The following is a 13,124-nucleotide window of genomic DNA, read 5'->3' as shown; positions in this document are numbered from 1 at the left end:
CCGGGTCGGGGCGTCAAGGGTGAAGCGCAGCGCAATCGCCGCAGGCGACGCCCGAAGGGCGCCCTTGACGCCCCGACCCGGCCCGGAAACCCTCGGCAGGCGGACAGGCCCGACACCCTCAGGTCTGCTCCGCCTCCGGCCCAGCCCCAGCGCCCGCCCCCGACGGCTCGACCTCCGTGGCTCCGGCCGACGCAGAGCCCTTCCGCGCCACCACCCGCGCCCCGGTCAGCCCGGGCGCCAGCACGGGCCGCTCGGCCGAACGCGAACCCAAGCCCACCCCCGAACCAGAACCAGAACCCGACCCCCCGAACTCCGGCACCAGCGCCCCCGCCGACTTCCGCAGCTCCGCCCACCGGGCCTCGCGTACCCCGCGGTCCGCCCAGCGCCCGCCGTCCCAGTCCTCCGCGTCGTCGTCCAGGGCGGCGAGGCCCCGTACGGCCCAGGCCCGCACCGCCACCGCGACCGGAACCGCGACCACGAGCGTCCACCCCACCGCAGCCGCCCCGACCTGCCACCACACCGGCCCGAACGCGGCCAGCCGTTCCGATCCCAGCGATCCCCCGGCGGCCGCGGCCAGCGCCGCCATCAGCCCGCCGCACACGACCGACCCCCACGCCGCGGCGACCGCGCCTTCCCCGCCCGACTCCGCGTCGCGCCCGGCGAAACGCCCCACGCACACTCCCGCCACCACCGGCAGCGCCAGTGCCGCCCAGGTCAGCGGACCCCCCTCACCCGCCGCCGGCAGGCCGGCGAGCAACGGGAAGCGGGGCATCGCCGGGGCCGCACCCGCGAATCCGAGCGGCGTGGCCGTCGCCCCGACACCCAGGGAGAAGCCGGGCCCGAGGGCATAGGCGGCCGCCCAGACGGCCGCGTTCGGAATCAGCGCCAGGGCCACGAGCAGCACCGCGAAGCGCCCCGACCAGACGCCGGTCAGCTCCAGGAAGGACTGCTGCGCCGGCCCTGCATGCCACACCAGCGAGGCCCCGACCAGTACGGCGCCGCCCCCGACGAGAACCAGCGCCCCGGCCGCCCCCGCGCGCAGCGCGCGCCCGTACCGGGGGCGCTCGCAGGACCGCCGCACGCCCCTCGGAAGCCAGGCGAGCAGGGCCCCGTACGGACGTCCGCGCGCGCTCCACACGCCCGCGGCTCCGGCGATCGCAGCGACGAGGGGAACGTGCCAGGCGGCGCTGAGCGGGTCGGCGGGCATCGGCCCGCCGGCCGCGTACGCCGTAGCAGCGGCTCCGACCGCCAGGTATCCGCAGGTCACCGCGGAGAAAACGGCACCCGGCGAAAGCCCTCCGCCCATCAGCCCGCCGCCCGCCGACGAGCCACCGCCACCCGGGAGCCGGGAGCCCGCAGACGCCCCGTCACGTGAGGGAACGTCACTCCCCACCGAGCCACGGGCACCGCTACCACCACCGCCACCGCAGGCAGCACCGCCGCCACCGCGGCCACTGTCACCGAGCCCGCCGGCCTCCCCACCCACCTCGTCCTCGTACAGCGCCAGCCGGGCCGCCCGCCGCATGAGCAGCACGGGCAGCCCCACCAGGAGCAACGGGGTGAGGCCGATGGGGGCAGGCACGCCTGACAGCGTGTCAAGCCTGATCAGCTCGGTGCCGTGGGCCAGCAGCCACAGACCGGCGGCGATATGGAGGGCGGCGCCGGGTCCGCTGTCCGGGTACGGAGAGCTGATCCACAGCACCATCACGAGGACGGCCAGGCCGCCCAGGCCGAGCCCGGCGGCGACAGCGCCGCCCAGTACGCAGGCGGCGGCCGCCGGAGAACGACGGCGGCGACCGGACGTCACGTTGGTCACCCGGACATGGTCCCAACGACACGCGCTGCGGCCGGGTAACAGGCGAATGATCGTAGTGTCTCGCAATATACGGTTATGTACTTTTTCGGCCAGTGGTGGGTTTCTGGGAGTCCGTCATGACACACAGCGTCGACACCGCCGCCGAGTTGACCCTGCCCTCCCCCAAGGAACGCCGACGGCTGCGCGAGGCCGGCGGGCTGACTCCGGACGAGCTGGCGGCGGCGATGGGCGTCACGACGACGACGCTCCGGTCATGGGAGACCGGCCGCACCGAGCCCCGCGGCCGGAAGTTGGAGGCGTACGCAAAGCTGCTCGCCCGCCTGGCGGCGGAGACGGAGCCGGAGTCCGAAGCGGAAACCGAAGAAGCCACACCCGAACCGGAGCAGCTCGAACCGAACCTGCTCGAACCTAACCTGCTCGAACCGGACCTGCCGGAACCGAACCCGCTCGAACCGAACCCGCTGGAACCGGACCTGCTCGAACCGGACCCGCCGGAACCCGAACCGAAGCAGACGCCCCCTCAGCCCCCCGCTCCCCAGTCCCCCGTTCGGCCGCTGACCCTGGCGCGCCACAACCCGCCGCACCACGCGACGGTACCCGCACCAGAACCCAGCCCTGAAGAACCAGAGTCGGGACGCACCACCGAACCCGAGGCCAGGCCAGAACCCGAACCCGAACCCCAACCCGAGGCCAGGTCAGAACCCAAAGCCCACCCCACCCCACAAGGCGGACCCACCCCCCAAGTCGAACCCACCCCAGAAGCCGAACCCACCCCCACCCAAACCACCCCCACCCAAACCTTCGACACCCTCTACGCCTACGCCGCCGCCCCCCTCGCCCGCCAGGCCTACCTCCTCACGGGCCGCCGCGCTCTCGCGCACGAGGCCGTGGAACGGGCCTTCCAGCAGGCCTGGCAACGATGGCCCGAGGTGGCCACCGACCGCGACCCCGTGGGCTGGGTCCGCGCGGCCGTGTACGAGTACGCGCTGTCCCCCTGGCACCAGCTGCGCCGTGCGCACAAGCACCCCGACCGCCCACCGGCCTCCCCCGCCGACCGGGCCCTCCTCGACGCCCTGCTCGCGCTGCCGCCCGTACACCGCAGAACGGTCCTGCTGTACGACGGCGTGGGCCTGGACCTCCCCGACACCGCCGCCGAGACCGAGGCCACCACACCCACCGCCGGGCAGCGCCTCGTGAACGCCCACGCCCACCTCACGGCCCGGCTCCCGGAACTGTCCGCCCCGGGCGCACTGCACCACCGGCTCGGGTCCGTCGTACCCGCGGTGGCCCTGGAACCGCCCGCCGCCGCGGCCGTACGCGCCTCCGGAGAGCACCGCGCACGGCTCTGGACGCGCGCCGCACTCGCCCTTATGGCGGCGATCGCGGTGGCCACCGCGTACACGGTCTCCACCGCCCCGACCCGCTACATCCCCCCGGAGTCACCGAGCGCGACCGTCTCGGGCGTGCCCCCGCACGGCGGCCCGCAGCGACTGACCGAGGCGGACCTGGAGCTGCGCGCGAAGCTGCGCTCCCACCCGGCGCCGGGCCCGGAGCGACTCGTACCCAAACCAGGCTGACAGCCGCACCACCCACGCGCCCCACCCACCCACCCACCCCCAGCCCCCTGCCCCCTGCCCCCAGCCCCCAGCCCCACCAAAACAACTGCGGCCCGCACCCCCAAAGGGGGTACGGGCCGCAGCCGTCGATCAGTCAGTCAGTCAAGAGCGGTCAGAGCCAGCCAGAGCACTCGAGCCGCTCAAGACGGAGCCCCGAATCAGGCACCCAGCCCCGACAGGAGCTCGCGCGCCAGCTTCGCGGTCTCGGTCGGGGTCTTGCCGACCTTGACACCGGCGGCCTCGAGGGCCTCCTTCTTCGCCTGGGCGGTGCCGGACGAACCGGAGACGATGGCGCCCGCGTGGCCCATGGTCTTGCCCTCGGGGGCGGTGAAGCCCGCGACGTAGCCGACGACCGGCTTGGTGACGTTGGCCTTGATGAAGTCGGCCGCACGCTCCTCGGCGTCGCCGCCGATCTCACCGATCATCACGATCAGGTCGGTCTCCGGGTCGGCCTCGAAGGCCGCCAGGGCGTCGATGTGGGTGGTGCCGATGACCGGGTCGCCACCGATGCCGACGCAGGACGAGAAGCCCAGGTCACGCAGCTCGTACATCATCTGGTAGGTCAGCGTGCCGGACTTCGACACGAGACCGATGCGGCCGGGCTTGGTGATGTCGCCCGGGATGATGCCGGCGTTGGACTGGCCGGGGGTGATCAGGCCGGGGCAGTTCGGGCCGATGATCCGGGTCTTGTTGCCCTTGGCGGAGGCGTACGCCCAGAAGGCGGCGGAGTCGTGCACCGCGATGCCCTCGGTGATGACGACGGCCAGCGGGATCTCGGCGTCGATGGCCTCGACGACGGCGGCCTTGGCGAAGGCCGGCGGCACGAAGAGGACGGAGACGTTGGCGCCCGTCTTCTCCATCGCCTCGGCGACGGAGCCGAAGACCGGGACCTCAGTGCCGTCGAAGTCGACGGTCGTGCCGGCCTTGCGCGGGTTAACGCCACCGACGATGTTGGTGCCGTCACCCAGCATGAGCTTGGTGTGCTTCATGCCCGTGGCACCGGTCATGCCCTGGACGATGACCTTGCTGTCCTTGTTGAGGAAGATAGCCATGTGAGTCTGTGACCTCGTCCCTTACTTCGCAGCAGCCGCAGCGAGCTCGGCGGCCTTGTCGGCCGCGCCGTCCATGGTGTCCACGCGCTGGACCAGCGGGTGGTTGGCGTCCGACAGGATCTTGCGACCCAGCTCCGCGTTGTTGCCGTCGAGACGGACGACGAGCGGCTTGGTGACGGCCTCGCCCTTCTCCTCCAGCAGGGCCAGCGCCTGGACGATGCCGTTGGCGACCTCGTCGCACGCGGTGATGCCACCGAAGACGTTGACGAAGACCGACTTGACGTCCGGGTCGCCGAGGATGATCTCGAGACCGTTGGCCATGACGGCGGCGGAGGCGCCGCCACCGATGTCGAGGAAGTTGGCGGGCTTGACGCCACCGTGGTTCTCACCGGCGTACGCGACGACGTCGAGGGTGCTCATGACGAGACCCGCGCCGTTGCCGATGATGCCGACCTCGCCCTCGAGCTTGACGTAGTTGAGGTTCTTCGCCTTGGCGGCGGCCTCGAGCGGGTTCGCGGCCGCGTGGTCCACGAACTCCTCGTGACCCGGCTGGCGGAACTCGGCGTTCTCGTCCAGGGAGACCTTGCCGTCGAGGGCGATGACGTCACCGGACGCGACCTTGGCCAGCGGGTTGACCTCGACGAGGAGCGCGTCCTCGGCGACGAAGGTGTCCCACAGCGTGACCATGACCTCGGCGACCTTCTCGGCGACCTCGGCCGGGAACTGCGCCTGGGCGACGATCTCGCGGGCCTTCTCGATCGTCACGCCCTCGTTGGCGTTGACCGGGACCTTGGCGAGCTTCTCGGGGGTCGTCGCGGCGACCTCCTCGATGTCCATGCCGCCCGCGACCGAGGCCATGGCCAGGAAGGTGCGGTTGGTGCGGTCCAGGAGGTAGGAGACGTAGTACTCCTCGATGATCTCGGGAGCGGTCTCCGCGATCATCACCTTGTGGACCGTGTGGCCCTTGATGTCCATGCCCAGGATGTCCGTCGCACGGGCGACGGCCTCGTCCGGGGTGGCGGCGAGCTTGACGCCGCCGGCCTTGCCGCGGCCGCCGACCTTCACCTGCGCCTTGACGACCGACTTGCCGCCCAGGCGCTCCGTCGCCGCGCGCGCCGCCTCAGGCGTGTCGATGACTTCACCGGCCAGCACCGGTACACCGTGCTTGGCGAAGAGGTCCCTCGCCTGGTACTCGAACAGGTCCACGCGCGTCCGTCCCTTGTCTTTTTAAGATTCGCAGTGATCGCGGTTGTCTGCGTGGGCGTGCCGCGAGGGCAACGTGACGGCGCTGTCACAAGGGGAGCGCACACGGTGACCGTGGACGCGGCATGTCCGTCCGGCAGGTTATCCCCGTGGGACGTAGGTCCCTAAATCGCACGTCACACCGGAGCGGTGATTCGCCTCACAGATCGCCTCACCCATGAGCTGCGAGTTCGTGCGATCTCACCATTTACGAGGGCCGATCGGGCCCACTCAAGCCTACGTACGAGCCCCGGGGGCGCAACCGCCCGACGGAACCGGCAGCTACCCCTCCGGAACCGGCAGCGGCCGCTTCTCGATCGCGGCGGCCATCACCTCGGGGAACAGGTCGGGGGTGCAGGCGAAGGCCGGGGCACCGAGGGCGGCCAGCGCCGCCGCGTGTTCGCGGTCGTAGGCCGGGGCGCCCTCGTCCGACAGCGCGAGCAGGGTCACGAACTGCGTACCCGCGGCCTTCATCGCCGCGACCCGCTTGAGCATCTCGTTCCTGATCCCACCCTCGTAGAGGTCGCTGATCAGGACCACCACCGTGTCGGCGGGCCGGGTGATCTTGGACTGGCAGTAGGCCAACGCGCGGTTGATGTCCGTGCCGCCGCCCAACTGGGTGCCGAAGAGCACGTCCACCGGGTCGTCGAGCTGGTCGGTCAGGTCCACCACCGCCGTGTCGAAGACGACGAGCCGGGTGGCGATGGACCGCATGGAGGCGAGGACCGCGCCGAAGACGGACGCGTAGACGACGGACGCGGCCATCGAACCGGACTGGTCGATGCAGAGGATCACGTCCTTCTTCACCGACTGCGCCGCCCGGCCGTAGCCGACGAGCCGCTCCGGCACGACCGTGCGGTACTCGGGCAGGTAGTTCTTCAGGTTGGCCCGGATGGTCCGGTCCCAGTCGATGTCCCGGTGGCGCGGGCGGCTGGTCCTCGCCGACCGGTCCAGGGCTCCCGTGAGCGTGGCCCGGGTGCGGGTCGAGAGCCGCTTCTCCAGCTGCTCGACCACCTTGCGGACCACGGCCCGCGCGGTCTCCTTGGTGGTCTCGGGCATGGCCTTGTTGAGCGAGAGCAGGGTGCCGACCAGGTGCACGTCCGCCTCGACGGCCTCGAGCATCTCCGGCTCCATCAGGAGCGCGGCCAGGCCGAGCCGGTCGATGGCGTCGCGCTGCATCACCTGCACCACGGAGCTCGGGAAGTACGTGCGGATGTCCCCGAGCCAGCGCGCCACGGACGGTGCCGAGCCGCCGAGGCCGGCCGCGCGCTCGCTCCCTCCGCGCCTACGGCCGCCACCGGTGCCCGCTCCGGCCCCGCCGCCGTACAGGGCCCCGAGGGCGCCGTCCATGGCCGCGTCCCGCCCGCCCAGCACGCACCCGGTGCCGTCCGCCCCCTCCCCGCCACCGAGCACGAGCCGCCACCGGCGCAGCCGCTCGGCGTGATCGGACCCGCTCCCGGCGCCGTCGCCGACACCCCTCATCCCGTCGCTCCGCATCTCTCCCCCTCGTATCCGTGCCCCACACGACCCACCCGCCCTCACCTCTCACCCTTCACCCAGCCGGCGCCGCCCCCAGCAGCAGCCGCACCAGCGGAACGACCGCATCCGCCCGATCGGGGTCCAACCCGGCGCCGAACCCGGGTGCCCCCGCCTCGATGGCAGAGGCGGAGCCGCGGCTGCCCGGCTCGCGGCGGACGAGTTCCCCGAGGGTGCGGCGCACGCCCGGCTCGAACGCGGAGAACGTCCGCCGGAGCAGCGGCAGCACGTCCGTGAAGGCCCGTTCCGGCACCGCGGCCAGCCAGGCGTCGACCAGGCCCAGCAGCCGCTCGTCGTGGACGAGCAGCATCCCGCCGCCACCACCGCCGCCACCGCCACCGCCGCCACCCGAGCCCCTGGTTCCTGCCCCTGCTCCTGCTCCTGCTCCTGCTCCAGCCCCTGACCCACCCCCGGCACCGCCCCGAGGGCCCGTCGGCACTCCGCCCCCGCCGCCCTCGCCGACGAAGCCCTCGATCCAGGCGGCCGCGTCGGCGGGCTCGGCACCCGGTGAGAGCGCGAGGCCCATCCAGCGGGCGGCCTCGTCCGCCTCGATCCGCCCCTCGTCGAGCAGCAACCGCGCCGCCCGCCCGCGGATCACACCGGGCACGGCCTCCCGCACCGCCAGCGACCGCAGCACCGCCGACCAGCGCTCGCGCAGCCCACCGCTCCCGGGCCGGGACCCTCCGTCCTCCGCCCCTGACGACGCACCCGTCCCCGCCCCCGACGACGCCTCCAGCAGCCCGACGGCCCCGTGCACCGCGTCCACGTGTCCCCGCAGCTCCGCCGCCGCGTCCGCGTCGAGGCCGGCCGCGCAGGCCGGCGGCAACGCGACGCAGATCCGCTCCGCGAGCCCCGCCGCGACCGTGCCGAGCGCGGCCGTGCCGGTACCGCGCACGTCGCCGTAACGCAGCGAACGGGCCAGCGCCGGCAGCGCCCTGGCCAGCCGGGCCACGTCGGTGTCCAGGGCGGCGAGGTCCTCGAGGGCCTTCAGCACGGCCGGCAGCGCCCCGTCGAGCCCGGCCAGCAGGCATCCCTCCGCCAGCGCGGTGACCTGACCGAGTTCCTCGGCCGCCGCCGCGTGCGCCTCGGCCTTGGCGGTCGCGGCGGCCAGGACGGTGGTCCCCCAGATCCCCGCTTCGGCCACCCGCACCGACAGCTCCGGCTCCCAGCACAGCCGCCAGGTCTCGCGGAACGTACCCGTGCTGCTCCGGGAAGCCGCCCGCTCGCCCCACGCGATGCCCAGCATGCGCAGCCGGTGCAGCAGGCGGCTGCGGGCCGCGTCGGTCTCGCCGCGCAGGTCGAGCTCGAGCTCGCGCTCCCGGGCCTCCGCCTTGAGCCGGAGGCCGCGCTGCAGCTTCGTCAGGTCCCGCTGCAGCGGTACGACCGGGGCCCCGTCCGGCACCTCCCCGAGCCGGTCGCCGACGACCAGGCGGTCCTCGATGAGCCCGAGGGGCACGTCCGAGCCCTCGCACATCACCGAACGCACCGCGTCGAGCGTCTCCGCGAGCCCGGGCAGCGGTCGGCCGCGCAGCACGGCCAGGGTCTCGGCCAGCCGTACCGCCTCGATGACGTGGGCGGACGAGACGTGTTTGTCCTCGTCGCGCAGCAGCCGGGCCACCTTGGTCAGCCACCGCTCCACGGGTCGGTCGGGGGCGGCGAAGAGGTGCCCGTACCAACCGGGGGAGGCGATCCCGGCGCCGTAACCGGCGGCCCGGGTGAGCCTGCGGTGCGTCCAGGGCACCCAGGCCATCTCGACCTTGGCCTTGGGGAGCCCCGTGAGCAGGGCCTTGTCCGCGGCCACGGTGGTCCTGGCGCGCAGTGCGGGGACGTGCCAGGCGCCGCAGACCACGGCGAAGTCGGTTCCGAACTCCCGCCGGGCCGCGCGCATGCGCTGGCGCATGTGGGCCTCGCGGACCAGGTCGCGCCCGTGCCCGCCGTCGCCGTGCTCCTCCCTCAGCGCGGCCATGGCGTCGCCGATCGCGTCGAAGGCGGCCATGCCCGCGGACGGGCGCTCAGCCGTTCCCTCGACGCACCCCGCGGTCGGGCGCACGCCCGTGCGGTGCTCGACGGCGTCCTCCCACCACCGCTCGGGGTCGTCGTACCCGGCGGCCTCGGCCAGGACGGCCAGCGGGTCCAGCCGGAGCTTCTCCGCCCGGGCGGCCGCCGCCTCGTCCTCGGCCCCCTGAGGCCCGTCCTCCTCGCTGTCCTCGCCTTCCTCGCCGCCCCCGCCGCCCCCGCCGCCCCCGCCGTCCTCGCCGTCCTCCCCGCTGTTCCCGCTCTCCCCCGCGAGCGAGTGCGCGGCCGGCAGGTCGATGAACCGGACCGGCACCCCGGCCTCCAACGCCCAGCGCAACGCCACCCATTCGGGCGAGAACTCGGCGAACGGCCAGAACGCGGCGCGCCGCGGGTCGTCCACCACGTGCGCCAGCAGGGCGACCGGCGGCCGCATCCCGGGATCCGCCGCCAGCGGCAGCAGCGCGTCGGCCTCCGGCGGCCCTTCGATCAGCACCGCCTCGGGCCGTACGGCGTCCAGCGCGGTCCGCACCGCCCGCGCCGAGCCGGGCCCGTGGTGCCGTACTCCCAGCAGGTAGGGGCCGGCCCCGGAAGCGGACTCGCCCCGCTCCGAACCGCTCACACCGTCACCTCCCGGCAAGCCCGGTAGAAGTCCTTCCAGCCCTCGCGCTCGCGCACGACGGCCTCCAGGTACTCCTGCCAGATCACCCGGTCGGCCGCCGGGTCGCGTACGACGGCGCCGAGGATGCCGGCGGCCACGTCGGACGGCCGCAGGACGCCGTCCCCGAAGTGCGCCGCCAGGGCCAGCCCGTTGGTGACGACCGAGATGGCCTCCGCGGTCGAGAGCGTCCCGCTGGGCGTCTTGACCTTCGTCCGCCCGTCCTCGGTGACGCCCTCCCGCAGCTCGCGGAAGACGGTGACCACCCGGCGGATCTCGTCGACGCCCTCGGGCGCGGCCGGCAGGTCGAGCGAGCGCCCGATCTGGTCGACGCGGCGGGACACGATGTCGACCTCGTCCTGGGCGCTCGCGGGCAGCGGCAGTACCACGGTGTTGAAGCGGCGGCGCAGTGCACTGGACAGGTCGTTGACGCCGCGGTCGCGGTCGTTGGCGGTGGCGATGAGGTTGAAGCCGCGTACGGCCTGCACCTCCTCCCCCAGCTCCGGTACGGGCAGGGTCTTCTCGGAGAGGATCGTGATGAGGCTGTCCTGGACGTCCGCGGGGATGCGGGTGAGCTCCTCGACCCGCGCGGTCATGCCCTCGGCCATGGCGCGCATGACGGGGCTGGGGACGAGCGCGTCACGGCTCGGCCCGTGCGCGAGCAGGCGGGCGTAGTTCCAGCCGTAGCGGATGGCCTCTTCCGGCGTGCCCGCGGTGCCCTGTACGAGCAGGGTCGAGTCGCCGCTGACCGCCGCCGCCAGGTGCTCCGACACCCAGGTCTTGGCGGTGCCGGGGACGCCGAGGAGCAGCAGCGCGCGGTCGGTGGCGAGGGTGGTCACGGCCACCTCGACCACGCGGCGCGGGCCGACGTACTTGGGGGTGATGACGGCCCCGTCGGGGAGCGTGCCGCCCAGCAGGTACGTGGCGACCGCCCACGGAGACAGCTTCCACCGGGCCGGACGGGGCCGGTCGTCGGCGGCGGCCAGGGCTTTCAGTTCCGCTGCGAACGCGTCCTCGGCGTGCGGCCGCAGGGCCTCGCCGCCGGAGCTGCTCTCGGGCATGGTCATGGCTCCCCCTCCAGGTCTGCAGGGCTCTCGCCCGCTGCGTTTCCCACCGTGCACCACGCCACTGACAACACCCGGTGCGTCAGGCGTCGTTGCAGGTCAGACGGATTGTCAGTGGGGCGCCCTACCGTCGTTGGCATGACTCAGCAGGGGGTGCGCTGGACGTCTGAGCAGGTGCTGTCACTGGCGCCTGACGATGCGTCGCGCAAGGCGGGAAACAAGCTCGGCGGGGCCGGGCCGTGGACGGAGACCGGAGGTTCCGGTTCCGGTGCGGTGTGGGGTCTGTGCAAGGGCAGCGGGAGCAAGCCGTACCGGACCGTGGTCGACCTGGCCGGGCCCGCGTACCAGTGCTCCTGCCCGAGCCGGAAGTTCCCGTGCAAGCACGCGCTGGGGCTGCTGCTGCTCTGGGCGGCCGACGACGGTGCCGTACCGGACGGGACGACCGCGCCGGACTGGGCCGAGGAGTGGCTCGGGGCGCGTGCGGAGCGGGCTGCGAAGCAGCGGGACGGGGCCGGCGCGGGCGCGGCGGGCGCGGCGGGGACGGCCGATCCGGTGGCCGCGCGCCGCCGGGCCGAGCGGCGGGCGGAGCGGATCGGGGCGGGCGTCCAGGAGCTGGAGCAGCGGCTCGCGGACCTGCTGCGCGGCGGCCTGGCCGGGCAGGAGCGGGCCGGCTACGCGCTGTGGGAGGAGACGGCGGCCCGCATGGTGGACGCGCAGGCGCCGGGACTGGCGGCCCGAGCACGCGAGTTGGGGACGATCCCCGCCTCGGGCACGGGCTGGCCGGTACGGATGCTGGAGGAGTGCGCGCTGCTGCACCTGCTGGGGCGCGCCTGGTCCGAGGCGGGCGGGCTGCCGGAGCCGCTCGCGGCGACTGTGCGGAGCCGGGTGGGGGTTCCGGGTGGGGTGGGGGGTTCGGGGGGTTCGGGGGGTTCGGGGGGTTCGGGGGGTTCGGGGGGTTCGGGGGGTTCGGGGGGTTCGGGGGGTTCGGGGGGTTCGGGGGGTGCCTCGGGTCCGGCGGGTGCGGCGGGTGTCGTGGGCGTGGTGGTCCGGGACTGCTGGCAGGTACTGGCCCAGTACGACTCGGTCTCACCGGACGGGCGGCTGACCACGCGACGGGTGTGGCTGCGGGGGCTCCGTACGGGTCGGCCGGCCATGGTGCTCGGCTTCGGCCCGGCCGGCCGAGCTCCCCAGTTGTCCCTCCCCGTGGGCTTGGTCCTGGACGCGGAGGCGGTGTGGCACGCGGGGGCGGGCCAGCTGCGGGTGGACCTCGGCGAGCGGTTCGGGCCGCCGGTCCCGAGCGGCGAAGCGCCACCGGGCGTGAGTACGGGCGCCGCGCTCGACCTGTACGGGGCCGCTCTTCGGGAGGACCCGTGGCTGGACTCGTGGCCGGTCGTCCTGACGGACGTCATACCCGTGCCGGGCGAGCCGGCCTGGCAACTGGCCGACGCGGACGGGCGGTACGCCCTGCCGCTCAGCCGCGACGCCCGCTCGCGCTCCAGCCGGTGGCAGTTGGCCGCCTTGTCGGGCGGGGGCCCGCTGACGGTCTTCGGTGAATGCGGGCACCAGGGGTTCACCCCGCTGACGGCCTGGCAGCCGGACTCGGCTGAGGCGGTGGCGTTGTTCTGATCTGGGGGGGGTGGGGGGTGGGTGGGGTGGTGGGGGGTGTGACGGGGGTGCGGGGTGGGGGGCGCGGGGTGGGGGTCGGGGTGCGACGGGGATGGGGTGGATGCGGAGGGGGCGACGGGGGTGGGGGGCGCGGTGAGGGGGGGCTGGGTGGGTGTGGGTGGTGGGTGGGTGTGGGTCGGTGGAGGGCTGGGGGGTGGGGAGGGTGCTGGCAGTCCCGTTCCCGTCCGAAGGACGGCCACCGAGGGGCCCGGCGAAGCGCGCGACCCCTGCCGGAACCGCCCCCGGTCCCGTGGAGGGGGCGGGACCGGGGTGGTGGGAGCGGTGTGGGGCGGCGGCGGTGTTGTTGGGCGGGGGCACGGGAGGGCCACCCTGTGGTGTGTGGGTCCCCCGGCGCTTGACGGGGCATGGCCTGCAGGCCCTGCGGCAGGCCCACCCCAGGGGCAAGGGGCTTCGCCCTGGCCTTCGGCCACCCCTGGCCCGGGCCTGCCTCCGGACCAGCCT

Annotated in this window: 8 protein-coding genes and 1 pseudogene; 2 read left to right on the top strand and 7 right to left on the bottom strand. The window is 74.1% G+C overall.

Annotated features, from left to right (window positions below):
- Positions 1-118: 118 nt before the first annotated feature.
- The gene (locus ACIQCH_RS37765) at positions 119-1,816 is read right to left on the bottom strand and encodes a DUF6350 family protein (RefSeq protein WP_402588780.1); all 1,698 of its coding nucleotides are present in this window, start codon (positions 1,814-1,816) and stop codon (positions 119-121) included.
- 116 nt (positions 1,817-1,932) lie between these two features.
- Here ACIQCH_RS37765 and ACIQCH_RS37760 point away from each other — a divergent pair.
- A pseudogene (locus ACIQCH_RS37760) lies at positions 1,933-2,139 on the top strand (helix-turn-helix domain-containing protein); the annotation flags it as partial.
- Here ACIQCH_RS37760 and ACIQCH_RS37755 read toward each other — a convergent pair.
- The 6 genes from ACIQCH_RS37755 to ACIQCH_RS37730 all read right to left on the bottom strand — a co-directional run bounded on the left by ACIQCH_RS37755 (position 2,068) and on the right by ACIQCH_RS37730 (position 11,000).
- Positions 2,068-2,388 (bottom strand): pentapeptide repeat-containing protein, encoded by a 321-nt coding sequence (locus ACIQCH_RS37755; RefSeq protein ID WP_402588782.1) that lies wholly within the window; start codon positions 2,386-2,388, stop codon positions 2,068-2,070. The pseudogene ACIQCH_RS37760 and the gene ACIQCH_RS37755 sit on opposite strands and share 72 nt — an antisense overlap.
- Positions 2,389-3,590: 1,202 nt before the next feature.
- Positions 3,591-4,484, bottom strand: a complete 894-nt coding sequence (gene sucD / locus ACIQCH_RS37750; RefSeq protein ID WP_030211003.1) for a succinate--CoA ligase subunit alpha — start codon at positions 4,482-4,484, stop codon at positions 3,591-3,593.
- A gap of 21 nt (positions 4,485-4,505) precedes the next feature.
- Entirely contained in the window at positions 4,506-5,690 is a 1,185-nt protein-coding gene (gene sucC / locus ACIQCH_RS37745; RefSeq protein WP_402588778.1) for an ADP-forming succinate--CoA ligase subunit beta, read from the bottom strand.
- 318 nt (positions 5,691-6,008) lie between these two features.
- A complete protein-coding gene (locus ACIQCH_RS37740; protein ID WP_402588776.1) occupies positions 6,009-7,208 on the bottom strand; it encodes a VWA domain-containing protein in 1,200 nt (399 codons plus the stop codon).
- Between the two features lie 70 nt (positions 7,209-7,278).
- Positions 7,279-9,897 carry a DUF5682 family protein gene (locus ACIQCH_RS37735; protein ID WP_402588774.1) on the bottom strand — a complete coding sequence of 873 codons (2,619 nt, stop codon included), beginning with the start codon at positions 9,895-9,897 and terminating at the stop codon, positions 7,279-7,281.
- Complete coding sequence (locus ACIQCH_RS37730) at positions 9,894-11,000, bottom strand: AAA family ATPase (protein WP_402588772.1); 1,107 nt, start codon at positions 10,998-11,000, stop codon at positions 9,894-9,896. The genes ACIQCH_RS37735 and ACIQCH_RS37730 overlap by 4 nt, the downstream gene beginning before the upstream one ends.
- A 135-nt stretch (positions 11,001-11,135) precedes the next feature.
- Between ACIQCH_RS37730 and ACIQCH_RS37725 the strand changes: the two genes are divergently transcribed.
- Positions 11,136-12,623 carry an SWIM zinc finger family protein gene (locus ACIQCH_RS37725; protein WP_402588770.1) on the top strand — a complete coding sequence of 496 codons (1,488 nt, stop codon included), beginning with the start codon at positions 11,136-11,138 and terminating at the stop codon, positions 12,621-12,623.
- Positions 12,624-13,124: the final 501 nt, after the last annotated feature.

It is taken from the genome of Streptomyces sp. NPDC093225 (assembly GCF_044753805.1).
GTDB lineage: Bacteria > Actinomycetota > Actinomycetes > Streptomycetales > Streptomycetaceae > Streptomyces.
This window is presented reverse-complemented; position numbering and strand designations above follow the sequence as displayed.